The 16,032-nt window shown below is 53.7% G+C and carries 16 protein-coding genes and 1 tRNA gene; 8 read left to right on the top strand and 9 right to left on the bottom strand.

Features of this window, described 5'->3' with window-relative positions; genetic code table 11:
* Window positions 1-6 precede the first annotated feature (6 nt).
* The 8 genes from ychF to KO508_RS18130 all read right to left on the bottom strand — a co-directional run bounded on the left by ychF (window position 7) and on the right by KO508_RS18130 (window position 7,003).
* Entirely contained in the window at window positions 7-1,098 is a 1,092-nt protein-coding gene (gene ychF / locus KO508_RS18165) for a redox-regulated ATPase YchF (protein ID WP_216009667.1), read from the bottom strand.
* A 113-nt stretch (window positions 1,099-1,211) separates the two neighbouring features.
* Complete coding sequence (gene pth / locus KO508_RS18160; protein ID WP_216009666.1) at window positions 1,212-1,805, bottom strand: aminoacyl-tRNA hydrolase; 594 nt, start codon at window positions 1,803-1,805, stop codon at window positions 1,212-1,214.
* Between the two features lie 21 nt (window positions 1,806-1,826).
* Window positions 1,827-2,477, bottom strand: coding sequence for a 50S ribosomal protein L25/general stress protein Ctc (locus tag KO508_RS18155; RefSeq protein ID WP_216009665.1), 651 nt, complete (start codon window positions 2,475-2,477; stop codon window positions 1,827-1,829).
* 185 nt (window positions 2,478-2,662) lie between these two features.
* Window positions 2,663-3,613 (bottom strand): ribose-phosphate pyrophosphokinase, encoded by a 951-nt coding sequence (locus tag KO508_RS18150; protein ID WP_354668055.1) that lies wholly within the window; start codon window positions 3,611-3,613, stop codon window positions 2,663-2,665.
* Between the two features lie 52 nt (window positions 3,614-3,665).
* Window positions 3,666-3,740: transfer RNA gene (locus KO508_RS18145), tRNA-Gln, on the bottom strand.
* 19 nt (window positions 3,741-3,759) lie between these two features.
* Window positions 3,760-4,623: a 4-(cytidine 5'-diphospho)-2-C-methyl-D-erythritol kinase gene (ispE, locus tag KO508_RS18140; protein ID WP_216009664.1), complete on the bottom strand. Its 864-nt coding sequence runs from the start codon at window positions 4,621-4,623 to the stop codon at window positions 3,760-3,762.
* Window positions 4,620-5,255, bottom strand: coding sequence for a lipoprotein insertase outer membrane protein LolB (lolB, locus tag KO508_RS18135; RefSeq protein ID WP_216009663.1), 636 nt, complete (start codon window positions 5,253-5,255; stop codon window positions 4,620-4,622). The genes ispE and lolB overlap by 4 nt, the downstream gene beginning before the upstream one ends.
* Entirely contained in the window at window positions 5,255-7,003 is a 1,749-nt protein-coding gene (locus KO508_RS18130; protein WP_216009662.1) for a tetratricopeptide repeat protein, read from the bottom strand. The genes lolB and KO508_RS18130 overlap by 1 nt, the downstream gene beginning before the upstream one ends.
* 248 nt (window positions 7,004-7,251) lie before the next feature.
* Between KO508_RS18130 and hemA the strand changes: the two genes are divergently transcribed.
* Genes hemA through KO508_RS18110 form a run of 4 tightly spaced genes read left to right on the top strand, consistent with a single transcriptional unit; the run spans window position 7,252 to window position 11,221 of the window.
* A complete protein-coding gene (gene hemA / locus KO508_RS18125; protein ID WP_216009661.1) occupies window positions 7,252-8,541 on the top strand; it encodes a glutamyl-tRNA reductase in 1,290 nt (429 codons plus the stop codon).
* Window positions 8,538-9,626 carry a peptide chain release factor 1 gene (gene prfA / locus KO508_RS18120; RefSeq protein WP_216009660.1) on the top strand — a complete coding sequence of 363 codons (1,089 nt, stop codon included), beginning with the start codon at window positions 8,538-8,540 and terminating at the stop codon, window positions 9,624-9,626. Before hemA ends, prfA begins: the two co-directional genes overlap by 4 nt.
* Window positions 9,616-10,482: a peptide chain release factor N(5)-glutamine methyltransferase gene (prmC, locus tag KO508_RS18115; RefSeq protein WP_216009659.1), complete on the top strand. Its 867-nt coding sequence runs from the start codon at window positions 9,616-9,618 to the stop codon at window positions 10,480-10,482. Before prfA ends, prmC begins: the two co-directional genes overlap by 11 nt.
* Entirely contained in the window at window positions 10,472-11,221 is a 750-nt protein-coding gene (locus KO508_RS18110; RefSeq protein ID WP_216009658.1) for a molybdopterin-synthase adenylyltransferase MoeB, read from the top strand. The genes prmC and KO508_RS18110 overlap by 11 nt, the downstream gene beginning before the upstream one ends.
* A 132-nt stretch (window positions 11,222-11,353) precedes the next feature.
* Here KO508_RS18110 and phrB read toward each other — a convergent pair whose 3' ends face one another.
* The gene (gene phrB / locus KO508_RS18105; protein WP_216009657.1) at window positions 11,354-12,772 is read right to left on the bottom strand and encodes a deoxyribodipyrimidine photo-lyase; all 1,419 of its coding nucleotides are present in this window, start codon (window positions 12,770-12,772) and stop codon (window positions 11,354-11,356) included.
* A gap of 156 nt (window positions 12,773-12,928) precedes the next feature.
* Between phrB and KO508_RS18100 the strand changes: the two genes are divergently transcribed.
* From KO508_RS18100 to rimK, 4 genes are read left to right on the top strand one after another with little or no spacing between them, the layout of a single operon-like run.
* On the top strand, window positions 12,929-13,738 hold the full coding sequence (locus KO508_RS18100) for a hypothetical protein (RefSeq protein WP_216009656.1): 810 nt from the start codon (window positions 12,929-12,931) through the stop codon (window positions 13,736-13,738).
* Between the two features lie 24 nt (window positions 13,739-13,762).
* Window positions 13,763-14,650 carry a mechanosensitive ion channel family protein gene (locus tag KO508_RS18095; RefSeq protein ID WP_436836625.1) on the top strand — a complete coding sequence of 296 codons (888 nt, stop codon included), beginning with the start codon at window positions 13,763-13,765 and terminating at the stop codon, window positions 14,648-14,650.
* Entirely contained in the window at window positions 14,631-15,128 is a 498-nt protein-coding gene (locus KO508_RS18090; protein ID WP_216009655.1) for an ATP-dependent zinc protease family protein, read from the top strand. Before KO508_RS18095 ends, KO508_RS18090 begins: the two co-directional genes overlap by 20 nt.
* Complete coding sequence (gene rimK, locus KO508_RS18085) at window positions 15,125-16,030, top strand: 30S ribosomal protein S6--L-glutamate ligase (protein ID WP_216009654.1); 906 nt, start codon at window positions 15,125-15,127, stop codon at window positions 16,028-16,030. Before KO508_RS18090 ends, rimK begins: the two co-directional genes overlap by 4 nt.
* Window positions 16,031-16,032 lie beyond the last annotated feature (2 nt).

Raw genomic sequence — 16,032 nt, 5'->3', positions numbered from 1 at the left:
AGAGGCTTAAACGTTAAACCGGAAGTGGATGACGTCGCCATCCTTAACAATGTACTCCTTGCCTTCCAGACGCCACTTGCCAGCTTCCTTGGCGCCAGCTTCGCCGTTATATTCTACAAAGTCGTCATATCCGATGACCTCGGCCCGGATAAAGCCGCGTTCGAAGTCTGTGTGGATAACTGCCGCGGCTTGCGGGGCTGTTGCGCCGATTTTGACTGTCCACGCCCGCACTTCCTTTACACCGGCGGTGAAATAGGTCTGTAGCCCTAGTAGGCTATAGCCGGCGCGGATAACACGGTCGAGGCCTGGCTCTTCCATGCCCATTTCGCCCAGAAACATACTTTTCTCGTCGTCTTCCAGCTCCGAGATTTCCGCTTCAATTTTGTTGCAGATGGGCACGACTACTGCGTTTTCTTCAGCCGCGATCTCGCGCACTTTGTCCAAGTAAGGGTTGTTCTCAAAGCCATCTTCGCTAACGTTGGCGATATACATGGTTGGCTTGATGGTGAGTAGGCACAGCTCGCGGATGAGCCGCAGCTCGTCTTTATCCAGATCCATCCCGCGCACGGGTTTGCCTTCGTTCAATACCGGCAATAGGCGTTCAAAAATCGCAATCTGGGCTTTCGCTTCTTTGTCACCGCTTTTGGCGATCCGCTGAACACGCTTGATGGCCTTTTCAACGGTATCCATGTCGGCCAGTGCAAGTTCAGTATTGATGATATCAATATCTGCAGCTGGGTCGATTTTATTGGCAACGTGTATAACGTTGGGGTCGTCGAAGCAGCGAACGACGTGGGCTATGGCTTCAGTCTGGCGGATGTTGGCAAGGAATTGGTTGCCTAGGCCTTCACCTTTGGATGCGCCAGCTACAAGGCCTGCAATGTCCACGAATTCCATGGTGGTGGGCACAACTCGCTCAGGTTTTACGATCTCTGCGAGCTTGTTGAGGCGTGGGTCTGGCATTGCAACCACGCCTGCATTCGGTTCGATGGTGCAGAACGGGAAGTTTTCCGCGCCAATGCCTGCTTTGGTTAATGCGTTGAACAGGGTGGATTTGCCGACGTTAGGTAGGCCGACGATGCCGCAGTTAAAACCCATGGAGTGCCTCTGCTGATACGGGGAAATTTGGCCGGATTATACCGGTGTCCGGCTGTGGGTGCGAGTAGGGGATATCAGGGGTGGCTATTGCTTGAAACTACTCTCGGGCAGGTTCAGGCGGTGGCTGGCTTTACGCTGTGCAAACGGTTCATGGCAGCAGCAAGGTTGCCCGTGGCTGCATCGGGTAGTACTCGCATGATTTCGTCAAATAGTGCACCTAGGTCTTCTGTCTCACGTTTGCCTAGGCGGCCCAACACATAACCGGTCACTTTGCGGCTATCACCTGGGTGTCCAATGCCAATACGCAACCTCTGGAATTCATTCGTGCCAAGGTGAGCAATGGTGTCTCTTAAGCCGTTATGCCCGCCATGCCCACCGCCTTTTTTTAGCTTTGCGGTGCCCGGGGGGAGGTCTAGCTCATCGTGAGCGATCAAAATCTGAGAGGGAGGGATTTTGAAAAAGTCCGCGAGGGCTTTTACAGAAAGGCCGCTGCGGTTCATAAAAGTGGCGGGGTTCAGTAGGTGAAGCTCAATGCCTTGCCACTGAATACGGGCATAATGCCCGTGGTACTTCTTTTCAGGGCGTAGCGACTGGCCCGCATCGCGGGCCAGTGCTTCAACGAAGAGGGCGCCGGCATTATGGCGGGTATTCTCATAGTCGGTACCGGGGTTACCCAGCCCAACCACCATGACAATATCCTGTGCCATCTGCCAACGCCTCCGGAGTAATTACTCCTTGCTTTCGCCTTCTTCGCTTTCTTCGTCGCCTTCGCTTTCTGCGTCGTCAGCTTTTACGCCTTTCGGCTTGCTAACAGACACAACAGCCTGATCGTGTTCTGAATCGTGCTGAAGGGCTGGAATACGAACGCCTTCTGGCAGTTTCAGGTCACTCAAGTGCACAACCTGATCCATCTCGATGTCAGCCATATCGATTTCGATGAACTCGGGCAAGTTGGCTGGCAGGCAAGCTACTTCAACTTCGGTCATCAGACGGAAAGCAACGCCACCAAATGTCTTGATCGCCGGAGCTGTGTCTTCGTTCACCAAATGCAATGGAACGTGAACAACGATTTCCTGATCTTTCTCAACGCGCTGGAAATCGGCGTGAGTAAGTAGCAGCTTGTACGGGTGACGCTGAAGATCCTTCATGATCACACTTTCTTTTTTGCCATTCAGTTCAATGGTCAAAATGTGAGAGAAGAAAGCTTCGTTTTCCAGAGCTTTTTTCAGCTCGTTGTGCCAGATGGAAATCGGAGTAGCTTCTTTGCCAGCACCGTAGATGATGGCTGGAATTTTACGTTCTTCGCGACGCAGGCGGCGGCTCGCACCTCTCCCCTTGTCGTCACGAGGAAATGCTTCAATAACAAAGTCCTGAGACATGGTTTGTACCTCAATCGTCACCTGAACTGCCCGCGACCAGGCGTTGGGACAGGCGATGGTTTCAAAAAGCCGGATTTTCCGGCTGACTAAAAGAGTCGGGAGCCTGATTGGGCTCCCGACTCGGTATCTTTCGAACAGCTGTTATTAACTTGCTGTTTTATTGAGTATTACGGCGCGCCGTTTACTCAGACATTCTCAAACAAGGCGCTGATGGACTCTTCGTTGCTTACGCGGCGAATAGATTCCGCGAGCAGTCCGGCCATGCTGAGGGGGCGGATTCTATCACAGTTTCTTGCTTTGTCACCCAGCGGGATGGTATCGCATACGACCACTTCGTCAATTTCGGACGCGCTTATGTTCTCGATAGCGGGGCCGGAGAGAACCGGGTGGGTGATGTAGGCTACAACGCGGGTTGCTCCACGTTCTTTTAATGCATTTGCAGCCTTGCACAAGGTGCCAGCGGTATCGACGATATCGTCCACAAGGATGCAGGTTTTGTCTGCAACATCACCGATGATATGCATCACTTGGGATACGTTGGCCTTGGGGCGGCGCTTGTCAATAATGGCTAGATCGGCATCATCGAGAAGCTTGGCAATAGCGCGAGCCCGTACAACGCCGCCAACATCCGGAGAAACCACAACAAAATTCTCGAACCGTTGCTTTTCGATGTCATCGAGCAGAACGGGTGTTGCATAGATGTTATCTACCGGTACGTCAAAAAAGCCCTGAATCTGATCGGCGTGCAGGTCTACGGTTAGTACGCGATCGACGCCGATGCTGGAGATCATGTCTGCAACAACTTTAGCGCTGATGGCAACACGGCTGGAGCGTACTCGGCGATCCTGGCGTGCATACCCGTAATAAGGAATAACGGCCGTGATGCGCGATGCAGAGGCGCGGCGCAGGGCGTCGGCCATCATGATCAGTTCCATCAGGTTGTCATTCGTCGGGTAGCAGGTGGGCTGAATAATGAATACATCGTGACCGCGAACGTTTTCGTTGATCTCGACGGTTGTTTCTCCATCGCTGAAGCAGCCTACAGTGGCTTCCCCCATGGGGATGTGGAGTTTTCTTGCGATGGCGTGGGCAAGTTCAGGGTTGGCGTTGCCGGAGAAAATCATCAATTTGGACACGACGGCATCCTTCTCGTTTTCGGAGGTTGAGTCAGAAGAATCGGGAGAAAGGTGGCTGGGGTGGCAGGATTCGAACCTGCGCATGACGGGATCAAAACCCGTTGCCTTACCACTTGGCGACACCCCAGTATCGTGCTTTTTTGGCATCATTCCAGCTCTGTTAGCTTTTGGTGAAGAGGTGATACGTTCACCCCTTTAGCTACGAACCCGGTGATGCCGGAGGGTTTGCTTTCCCAGATAATCCGGGCTGCGGATTCTGTAGGGAAACGTCCAAAAATGCAAGCCCCGGTTCCGGTTAATCTTGCAGGTCCGAATTGTGTGAGCCAATCCATGCTCTGTTTGACCTCAGGATATAGTTTTAAAACTACATCTTCACAGTCATTTCGGTACCTCGAGGCGTCTCCCTCAAAAGCGGGCGCTATTGTGATTCTCGCGGTATCCCTTGTCAACCCTTTGACTGAAAATATCTTTCCGGTGTTGATGTTGCAGGCTGGCTTTAGCACGACAAACCAGTCTTCCGGGGGGAATGCCGGAGTTAGCTTTTCGCCGATACCTTCACCGAAAGCCGCGTGTCCGCGCACAAATACCGGTACGTCGGCACCCAGAGGTAAACCGATTTGTGCGAGCTCTTCGAGCTCTAGCTTGAGGCCCCATAGATGGTTCAATCCCAGCAGTGTTGTGGCCGCATTGGAGCTGCCGCCACCGAGGCCGCCACCCATGGGTAAGCGTTTTTGAATGCGAATGCTTACGCCTGAAAGCTCGTCAGGTATTTTGTTTGCAATGGCTTTGGCGGCCCGGATGATCAGGTTGTCTTCATCGGAAACCCCGGGAAGGGAGCTCTCAAGGCGAACTCCGGGCTGTTCAGGGGTTAGGCTCAGCGTAATCTCATCGCCGTAATCCAGAAACTGAAACAGCGTCTGCAGTTCATGGTAACCGTCCGGGCGCTGACCGACGATGTGTAGGAAGAGATTTAATTTGGCGGGAGAGGGGAGAGTGATAGAGCTTGTCACGGAGTTAGATCCTGCCAGTTGCTTACAACAACGCGCACCCGCTTTTTCTCTTTTAGCGCTGTGATTCTGGCTGGTAGGGCTGGTGTGTTGCCTTGCAGTTCGTGCCAGCGGTCATAGCGGATCTCCCAGCCGTCCTGACGGATTATCGCCAATTCGCCCCGGTCGTCAAAGAGTAGCCGGAAATCACCCGCCGGTGCTGGCAGGCCCCGTATCCACCAGATTAGGCTTTCTAGAGGCAGTTGCCAGCCAGTTGCGGCTTCCATTAGAGCGTCTGGGTCTCCGGATTGATAAACCTCTCCGTTGGAGAGCTTGAGCTCAATAAACCCCGGAACACCTTTCAGCTTTGTGCTGCCCATTCCCAAAAATGAGGAAGATAAAGCAAGATCGTAGGCCTCGCCTTCTTGTATCCAATGGTTAATGATCGCGGTGCCACTGTCTGAGGGCTGGCGTACGGCTAGTTTCCCCGTTAACTGCCAGTGATCAAACACTCCCAGTTTAGCGGCACGGTCTTGCCAATCGGCTGGCGGCTGGTCTGTCATGCCTTCCGGTAACGGCTCTAGCTGAATGCTGGTACAGGCGCTCAAACCCATTACGAGTAATACAGCTGCCCATCGGCGGATAAACGATAGCATCACTGTTCACCAGTGACGGTCAGTCGCTCAATGGTCTCCAGAAGCACATCGTGTTCGGGATCCTGTTCAAGGCCTTCCTCCCAGATAATGTGCGCTTGTTCCTCGGCACCATTCACCCACAAAGCTTCACCGTAATGGGCGGCAACCTCTGGGTCGGGGAAGGCGGCCCATGCACGGGAAAGGTAATCCAGTGCGGAATTGACCCGTCCTTCCTGAAACAGAACCCACCCCATGCTGTCGAGGATGGCGGGGTTTTCCGGGTCTAAGGCTAAAGCTTGTTCAATGTAGCTGCGGGCTTCGCTTAAGCGATCCGTGCGAGTGGTGAGTATGTACCCAAGGGCATTCAGCGCCACGGCGTTGTCCGGGTTGTTTTCAACAATCTGTTTGAGGTCTTCTTCGGCTTTAGCTGGGTGATCCAGAGTGTCGAACAGCATGGCCCGTGCGTAGCGAATTTGAAGGTTGCCCGGATGGTCTGCAAGGGCGCTGGTGGCAGCTTCCAGTGCTTCCTTACGTAGGTTTTGGTCAAGCAGCAGGTTAACTTCAAGCAGCCAGAAGTTCTCGGCTTGATTGGGGGTCGCACTGCGCAGAGAACGGATGTCTTCCAGTGCTTCGTCGAGCTTGCCTTCTTTGGTCAAAAGAGCGCTGGCGCGGGCAAGGGAGGGAAAATAGTAAGTTCCCTCGCTCACACTTTGGTAATAGCCGATAGCCTGCTCTGTGTTGCCAGCATCATCCTCGATTCTGCCAAGGTAATAGCTAGCTTCGTTTGTGTGGTGACCTTGTTCGGTTAGCTGGGTAAGCTCTTTTTTTGCCAGTTCCAGTTGCTTATTCTCTAAGGCAACCAGCGCGTGCGAGAGCCGCAAGCCGGGGTTGTCCGGGTAGCGTTGTACTAACCGATTAAATTCATCTTGAGCAGCCTGCAGCTCCCCTTCACTGATCAACATGCGCCCATACAAGGTGCCCATTTGACGGTTGGCCGGAAAGCGGCGTGTATTCACCATCAGGTGTTCAAGCGCTTTCGTCACTTCACCGCTCTGGTAAAGCAGGTCACCCTTCAGGATAATAGCTGGCTGAAAATTGGGCTGGTCGTTTAGCAGCGGGTTGAGTCGGCTAAGGGCCGCCTGTGGGTTACCGGTGATTTTTAACAGCAGGGCGATGCTGTATTCCAATTCCGGCATGCTGGGGTGGCGTTCAGCTATCTCGGTGTACAGGGTCATCAACTCTTTTTGCTGTTCTGGCGGCAGGTTGGCGGCCATGGCGGCGAGGCTGTCAAAATCTGCATCTTCGCCCTGATCCAGAATCTTTTCCATGTACCCCATGGCAGTTTCAAGCTGACTGCGCTTGACTGCCTGAATAGCAGACACCCTTAAAGCTTGCAGATTGTTCGGGTCTACATCCAACCATAACTCTGCTAATTGCTTTTGGGCGTTGTCGCCATTGAGGGATTGGGCAATGCGCATGGCCCGTGCGATAACGTTTTTATCCCGGGATTGTTGGGCGGCTTTCAGGTAATTAACCAGAGTGACGTCGAAACGGCCCCGCTGCGCAGCAATTTCTGCTGCAAGCAGCAGGTACAGTGTTTCCGGTTCAAAGTCTGCGTACTCTATGGGGGGAGCGCTGTTGATGTCTTTGGTATCTGAAGCGGTTGTCTCATCGACACCAGACGCTTGTTCGGAATCGGTTAAACTAGCGCAGCCTGTGAGTGCGAGGCCAAACAAACAGGTAACCAAAAGCGGTGCGGATTTGTGCATGCAACTTCCCGTGATTTATTGACTACGCACCCTGAATAGCCCACAACCCGTCATTATTTTGAGCTGAGTCGGGCTGCGGTATGCGCCGATTCCCTATAATGGCATAAGCTCTGGTTCTTGCCCAACCTGTCCGCACTTCCCGAAGCTTAAGCGGTTATGGGTGGCAGCTAAGGGCTCTGGCCGCTAAAATGCCTGCACAATGGTGTTTATTTACTCAGTTCATCGGTAGAGGATTGTAGAACCAAGAAATGGCACTGCTAACGCTGGGAATCAATCATCGCACCGCGCCTGTTGAATTAAGGGAGCGAGTCGCGTTTACGCCTGAGCGTATGTCAGACGCGTTTGCAGAGTTGCGGGCGGCGTCTGGCGCCAGTGAGGCTGCAATTCTTTCTACCTGCAACCGCACTGAGCTCTATCTGGCTGGCGATGACGACTGCGCGCCTCTGGTTTTGCGTTGGCTGGCTGGGTTTCATGATTTGGACGCGGGCGAGTTGGAAGAAGTCCTCTATGTGCACCGGGACGCAGATGCCGTGCGCCACGTAATGCGCGTAGCGGCTGGTCTGGACTCCATGGTTTTAGGCGAGCCCCAAATTTTCGGCCAGTTAAAAGATGCTTACGCCCTGGCGCGCGAGCATGGCGGCAGTGGGTCCTTCCTTTCTCGCATGTTTGAGCAGACATTCTCGGTTGCCAAGCGCGTACGCACGCAGACTGCCATTGGTGAGAACCCTGTGTCTGTCGCCTATGCCGCCGTAAGCATGGCGCACCGCATTTTTGCCGACATGTCGGAGAACAAGGCGTTGCTGATTGGTGCCGGTAAAACCATCGAGTTGGTTGCCCGACACCTTGCAGATGCCGGAGTGAAGAACTTTATTGTTGCCAACCGCACACTTGAGCGGGCTCAGGCGTTAGCAGAATCCAGAGGCGGGAAGGGCATTCTGCTCTCTGAGATACCGGACTATTTGGCCGACGTTGATATCATCATCTCGTCCACGGCCAGCCCTCTGCCTATTCTTGGCAAAGGTGCGGTAGAGCGCTCTTTGAAAAAACGTAAGCACCGACCCTTTTTTATGGTCGATATTGCCGTGCCGCGGGATATTGAACCGGAAGTTGCCTCTTTGGCGGACGTGTATCTTTATACCGTTGACGACCTGCGCCAGGTCATCGAAGAAAATATCCGAACCCGTGAAGGCGCCGCCCGCGAAGCGGAAAACCTCATCGCCAATGGTGTGCAAGAGTTCCTTAGCCAGCTCCGGGCCTTGGATGCGGTCTCCACACTTAAACAGTTCCGGCAGCGTGCGGAAGTGCTACGAGATATAGAAACGGAAAAGGCCCTACGCGCCCTGCGTAATGGTGGCGACCCCGAAACAGCGTTGCGCAGCTTGGCGCGAGGCCTTACAAACAAACTCCTGCACGAACCATCCATACAGGTTCGCAAGGCCACCACCGAAGGGCGCACCGAGGTGACCGAGTGGCTAAGAGAATTGCATCAGCTTGATACGTTGGACGCAGACGCGACGACCACCCCGGAAAAAATATGAAACCATCCATTCAGTCCCGCCTCGAGCAACTTGTTGAGCGCTTCGAGGAGGTGAGTGCTTTGCTCAGCGACCCCGCAACCATCGCCAAACAGGACAAATTTCGGGAACTATCCCGGGAGTTTTCCGACATCGAGCCTGTGGTTCAGTGCTTTCAAGCTTGGAAGCAGTCGCTGGAAGATATTGAAGAAGCCAAAGAGCTGGCGAAAGACGGCGACGCGGACATGCGCGAAATGGCCGCAGAAGAGCTTGAAGTTGCCGAGCAAAAAACCGAAGCCCTAGATGAAGAATTGCAGCGTTTGATGCTGCCGAAAGATCCAAACGATGGCAAAAACGTGTTTCTGGAAATTCGCGCAGGAACTGGCGGCGACGAGGCAGCCATTTTTGCCGGTGATCTGTTTCGTATGTACAGCCGTTACGCTGAAGGCAGACGCTGGCAGATAGAAGTGCTGAGCGAGAACGAAGGCGAACACGGCGGCTACAAGGAAATTATCGCACGGGTAGCCGGAGATGCCGTATACGGTGCACTGAAGTTCGAGTCTGGCGCGCACCGGGTGCAGCGTGTACCGGAAACCGAATCTCAGGGCCGTATTCACACATCTGCCTGTACCGTTGCTGTTATGCCCGAGGCTGATGAGGCTGAGGCCATCGAGATCAACAAAGCCGACCTGCGTGTGGATACCTTCCGGTCCTCCGGCGCGGGCGGCCAGCACGTTAACAAAACCGATTCCGCCATCCGGATAACGCACTTGCCAAGCGGCATTGTGGTGGAGTGTCAGGAAGAGCGTTCGCAGCATAAAAACCGTGCCAAGGCCATGAGCTTTCTGGCGTCACGGCTGCAGAACGTCGAAACTGAGCGACAGCAAAAAACCATGGCAGAAACCCGTAAAAGTCTGGTTGGCAGTGGCGACCGCTCTGAGCGTATCCGCACTTACAATTTCCCGCAGGGCCGGGTAACAGATCATCGCATTAACCTCACGCTTTATAAGCTTGATGACGTGATTGCTGGCGATTTGGATTCTGTGGTTGTACCGCTACAGCAAGAGCATCAGGCGGAGCTTTTGGCTACGCTTTCCGATGACGAGTAAGTCCTTACCAACCTGCGAGGCATTGCTAGAAAAAGCTGCGTGCCAAATCGCCAGTGACACCTCGCGGCTCGATGCCGAGTTGCTTCTTGCCCATATTACCGGTCTTAGCCGTTCTGGCTTTCGGGCATTCCCTGAGCGTGAAGTGGAAGCGCAACTAGCAACAGAATTCGAAGCATTAGTGGCTAAGCGTATTCAGGGCGTACCGATTGCTTACCTGTTAGGCCAGCAAGAGTTCTGGTCGCTTCCGTTTAAAGTCAGTAAAAGTACACTTATTCCGCGCCCAGACACCGAATGCCTTGTTGAGCAGGCGCTAGAGTTACCACTGCCGGAAAATGCTCAGGTTGTTGACCTTGGCACCGGCACGGGCGCCATCGCTTTGGCGCTGGCGAGCGAACGGCCCGAGTGGCAGGTCAGCGCCTGCGACCTTATGGAAGACGCAGTAACATTGGCAAAGGAAAACGCCAGTCAGCTGAAGCTGCCCGTAGAGATTTTTCACAGCCGATGGTTTGCCGGGTTGCCCGCAGGCCGTTTCGACCTGATTGTGTCGAACCCACCTTACATTGCCTCTGGCGATCATCATCTTGGTGAAGGCGATGTTCGATTTGAACCCGCTACGGCACTGGTATCGGGCGCTGATGGTTTGGATGATATCCGCTTGATTGTAAGCGAAGCGCCTGAATGGCTAAAGGCTGAAGGCTGGCTGCTTATTGAGCACGGATTTGATCAAGCAAGCGCTGTTCAAGAGCTACTCTCCACCCGAGGGTTTGCTAAGGTGGAAAGCCGGAAAGACTATGGCGGCAACGACCGCATGACTCTGGGCCAATGGCCTCAACAAGGAGCCCTCCATGCTCACTGATGAAGAACTCCTGAGATTCAGTCGCCAGATATTGATGCCGCGTTTTGATATCGCTGGCCAGCAGGCGTTAAAGACTGCCCGCGTTGTGATTGTCGGCTCTGGCGGGTTGGGTTGCCCGGTCGCGCTTTATCTGGGCTCTGCTGGTGTTGGACATTTAACGTTGGTAGATGACGATGTTATCGAATTACCTAATTTGCAGAGGCAGATAGCGTTTGAAACCGCACAAATTGGCGAATCCAAAGCAGAGACGCTGGCCGCCCGAGTGCGCGGCATTCATCCAGCAGTGTCTATCTCTGTGGTTAATCGTCGCCTTGATCAGGATGGTTTTGCGCAGGAGGTGGCTGGAGTCAGCTTGGCTTTGGATTGCTCGGATAACTTTGCCACGAGATTTGCTCTTAACCGCGCCTGTGTGGCGGCGGGTGTGCCGCTTATTTCGGGCGCAGCTATACGGGGTGAAGGTCAGATCAGCGTGTATGACAGTAGAAACCCCGAGTCCCCTTGCTATCACTGTTTATACCCAGAGCAGGGCAATGAAGACCTGACCTGTTCCGAAGCTGGGGTGATTGCGCCGCTGGTTGGCATGATTGGCTCGGTTCAGGCGATGGAGGCTATTAAAGTGCTTTCCGGGGTAGGCACTCCACTTGTGGGCAGGCTGCTGATTCTGGATGCGTGGGAAATGCAGTGGCGTGAAATGAAGCTTGCAAAAGACCCTGATTGCCCGGTTTGCGGAAAGAAATAAGCTGATATACGCGGGCGGGGAAGCCTCTCCAAAACCGTGTGGAGCCATGGATGGCGGAGCCGAGCGTACAGGGACGTATTCACAGCGTGTTTTGGAGAGGCTTCCCCGCCTGCGTATGCACCCAGTCTGCACCTACTCCTTTAACGCTTTAAATCTGGCGATCGCCTCCTTTCTACTCTCCTTCAAATCAACAATAGGCCTTGGGTATCCACCCGGAATAACCCCGCCTATAGACGGATCGTGAATGTGCTTATTATCCAGCTTTGCCAGCTCAGGCACCCACTTGCGAATGAACTCACCCTTCGGGTCAAAACGCTCACTCTGAGTCACAGGGTTGAATACCCGGAAGTATGGCGCGGCGTCAGTGCCCGTTGATGCGCTCCACTGCCAACCGCCATTGTTGGAAGCCAGAAAGCCATCCACCAGTTTTGACATGAAATAAGCCTCGCCCAGTCGCCAGTCGATAAACAGGTTTTTGGTGAGAAACATCGCCGTAACCATACGCAAGCGGTTGTGCATCCAGCCGGTTTGGTTGAGCTGGCGCATGGCTGCGTCTACCAAAGGAATGCCTGTGTTGCCGGTTTTCCAAGCCTCGAAGTGCTCCCCCGGGTCGTTCCATTGTAGCGCTTCGGTTTCTGGCTTGAAGGCACGGTGCATACTCACCCTCGGGCAGTGGTACAACGTATGGATGTAGAAATCCCGCCAGGCGATTTCGTTTATCCATGTTAGGAAGCCTTCTTGATTGCCACCCATACTTTGCGCTTGCCGCGCCGCTATCAAGCACTGGCGGCCGGAGAGCACGCCGTTGGCGAGGTAAGGAGAAAGCTGGCTGGTGCCATCAAGAGCGGGGAAGTCTCTTTGTTCCTTGTAGGCGCCGCCCTGTTCGCTGAGAAAGCGTTCAAGCTGCGAATGCGCTGCGTCTTCGCCGGTCTCTACCAATGCTGGTGGCGCATCTTCGAAGCCTTCAGGAATGCTTGTTATGCGTTCTGGCTCTATAGCTTCGCCTTGTGCTTGAGGAATCGGATAGAGAGCTGGCTGGGTCTCATCAATCCAGTTACGCCAGCGTCGTGAGAAGGGGGTGAACACGGAATACGGCTCGCCCTGGCCCGTTAGTATCTCGCCTACCGGCGCGACGGTTTGGTCGTGGTACTTGCGGGCTTTTATGTCCAGTTCGTCAAAGCGATGTTTTACGGCTTTGTCGCGCTTGCGCTCGTTGATGCCATACTCTTCATTAAAGTGCAGTTGGCGAATGCCATGTTTACGGCAATGGTTTTCAAGCGCAGTGACGCTGTCGCTGAAATGTTCAGCCACTATAAAAGACAGCGGTATGCCGAGTTCTGCCAATTCTTCCGCCAGTGCGTTTGCGTGGGCAACAACAAACTGCACCCGCGCTGGCGACCAGTCGTGCTCCTGCCATTGAGCTGGTGTGAGGATAAAACAGGCACGAACCTGTACTCGGCTTCCCGACTGGTCGGATTCTTTGCAGGCAGCGGTAAGGGCGGGATTGTCGGCGATTCTTAGGTCGTTTCTGAACCAAACCAGTTGTGTCATGTGTCATTCCGTGTTGGGTTCGAACTTTGAATGTAGGGGTAATTACATCGCGCTGAGGCAATAAAATCACTTAGTTAGATATTCGCTCGGGGTTACTGATTGGATTATAGTCGACACAACTTTAGCGACCTCACTCGTAGGGGATTTTCAGCGTTTATGGATAGTGAAACGGAAAGCCCGCGTGATGGTGTCTGGGCGCAGCCCTATGAGCTTTTGTCTGGCCAAACCCAGCACCACAAACTTGGTCATGTTCGGCTGTGGGTCACTCTTCTGGACCAAGAGTGGCAGGTGCGCTCCGAAACCCTAGCACCCGAGACCGCCCCTGTGGGCTGGTCGGAATCCATAGGCCACCAGCTTCCGCACACAAGCGTGTCTTTGCAGCGGTTTATCCGCGAGGGCAAGTCCTCAACGGTCACCTTTATACCTGCGGTGGCGAATCGTCCAACGGTGATTCGGCCCTATCACCCGCTGACTATACCCGGCGGCACCCGGTGCACCATCTATGTGGGAACGGCGGTTTGGATGAAAATCTGTTCCGGGCCTAATCAAACCCTTCTAACCGAGGTTCCCTTAGCGGTGCCCTCGCTCACTTGGGTGGGTAGAAATACGATGGAAGGCGAACTGTGTTATTCATCGTCAAGTTTTGGCCGTTTGGTGCTCGATGCTTTACCCAAGAGAGCATGGCGGGCGACCACACCGGTTACGATTATCAACCGCAGAACGGAGCCTTTATTGTTGGAGCGCTTCAGCCTGCCCACACCTTTGCTTTCACTGCATCAGAATGAGCGCGGGCAATTATGGACACCAGGCGTGGTTGTGGAAGTGGCAACGGATATGAGTTCCGCGAGCTTACATGTTGATGAAAGCTTGCTTGTTGCGGCGGGCCACGGCAAACAAGTGGCGCCAGCGCGAGAAAAGGCAGCGAGAGGGCGCTTGGTTCGTGCTATCGACAGAGTGTTTGGCTAATGCGCATTCTACGGAGTAACCCACGTGGCTGAAGATCTTGAAACGGGAGCGCTGAACGTGTTTACAGTCATAGCTTGGGGGCAGTGGCTCAGTTCCGGCTTTTTGCTGGTGCTTGGTATTGTGCTGGCGTCATTGGCGGCCCGCAGCGTTTCAAGGATGATGGTAAAGCGCAGTTCCCGGCACCATACCGTTATGGTTCGGCGGCTAGTGTTCTACATTATCTTTTTGCTGTTTGGCGTGGCGGCGCTCAGAGAGGCTGGCTTCTCTTTGGATGTAGTTTTGGGTGCAGCAGGCATTCTTACCGTGGCTATTGGTTTTGCATCGCAAACCTCTGCATCCAACATGATCAGTGGATTGTTTTTGCTCGTTGAAAAGCCCTTTGAAATCGGTGACTTCATTGAAGTAGAGGCCATCATGGGTGAGGTTGTGGGTATCGACATGCTCAGTGTAAAGCTGCGCACCAGAGATAACCTCTACGTGCGCATACCCAACGAGACGTTGATCAAGACGCCGGTCGTTAATCGTTCACGTTTTCCTATTCGCAGAATCGATCTTCAGGTAGGTATTGCCTATGCTGAAGATGCAGAGAAAGTAGAAGCGCTACTGTTGGAATTGGCAGAAAAGAACCCCGCGTGTCTGGAAGAGCCTAAGGCTTTAGTGTTGGTAACCGCATTTGGCCCTTCCTCGGTGGATCTGCAGTTTTCTTTTTGGGTACCCAAAGACAAGGTACTTGAGGGCAAAAGCGGTATGCTCGTAGCTATAAAGAAAACTCTGGATGAGGCAGGCATAGAAATACCCTTTCCACACACCAGCATCTACGCTGGCAGCCATTCCGAGCCCTTTAAGGTGCAGTTGTTGGCGCCGGGAAAATCTACTGAAAAGGACGTGTTGGATGTCGAAAAAGACAGTTGAAGCCCTAAAAACGGTTGAGCCGACACCTGCTGACAACAAAACCAGCCTGGGCTGGAGGGAATGGGTGGCTCTGCCGGAGCTGGATATAAACCGTATTAAAGCCAAGGTGGATACCGGCGCCCGTACCTCCTGCCTGCACACTTTTCGAACAGAGCCTTACACACAGGATGGTGAGCGCCGGGTTAGGTTTTGGGTTCACCCGGTACAGAATGATATGCACCACGTTGTGGAGTGTGATGCTCGCGTTCTTGATGAGCGTGATGTGTCGGACTCCGGTGGACACAAGGAATTACGGCTGGTGATTGAGACCACTCTGATTGTTGGTGGCGAAAGCTGGCCCATTGAAATGACGCTAACAAACCGGGATACCATGCGATTCCGTATGCTGCTAGGGCGCACTGCAATGGCGGGCCGCACTATGATTTATCCCGAAGCCTCCTATCTTGCCGGGGAACCGGCTTTAAGGCCTGAAAAATGAAAATTGCAGTTCTATCCCGTAACCGGCATTTGTACTCGACCCGCCGTTTGGTGGAAGAGGGGATTAACCGTGGCCATGAAGTGAAGGTGATTGATTGCCTGCACTGCTCCATGAACATCACGTCTGCCAACCCGAGAATTCATTACCACGAAGAAGTTCTTGAGAATTTTGACGTGATTGTTCCCCGTATCGGGGCGTCCGTTACCTTCTATGGCACAGCGGTTTTGCGCCAGTTTGAAATGATGGGAACCTTCCCGGTGAACGAGTCAGTTGCCATCACCCGTTCAAGGGACAAGCTACGCTCCCTGCAATTGCTTGCGAGAAAAGGCGTAGGCATGCCCATAACCGGGTTTGCCAACAAGCCGGATAACGTGCCCGAACTGCTGAAGATGGTCGGCGGCGCGCCGGTGGTGATCAAACTATTGCAGGGTACTCAGGGCATTGGTGTTGTATTGGCGGAAACCCGTACCGCGGCAGAAAGCGTGATTGAAGCCTTTATGGGGCTCAAGGCAGACATTCTTGTGCAGGAATTCATTAAGGAGGCGGGTGGTGCAGATATTCGCTGCTTTGTGATAGGCGATAAAGTTATCGCTGCTATGAAGCGCCAAGGTGCCGAAGGAGAATTCCGATCCAATTTGCACCGTGGGGGCAGTGCGTCTCTGGTTCGCATTACGCCGGAAGAGCGCAAAACAGCCATTACAGCCGCAAAAGCCATGGGCCTGAATGTGGCCGGTGTGGATTTGTTGCGCTCAAGCCGTGGGCCGCTGGTGATGGAGGTTAACTCTTCACCCGGGCTTGAAGGCATCGAAAACGCAACCGGCAAAAACGTAGCGGGCATGATTGTTAGCTGGATTGAAAAAAATCACGCGCCCTGGCGCACAAAAACCAAAGGCAGAGGATAATC

It is taken from the genome of Marinobacter salexigens, assembly GCF_018860765.1.
In the GTDB taxonomy this organism is placed as follows: domain Bacteria; phylum Pseudomonadota; class Gammaproteobacteria; order Pseudomonadales; family Oleiphilaceae; genus Marinobacter; species Marinobacter salexigens_A.
Note: the sequence above shows the minus strand (reverse complement) of the source record. Positions and strands in the feature narration are given on the sequence as shown.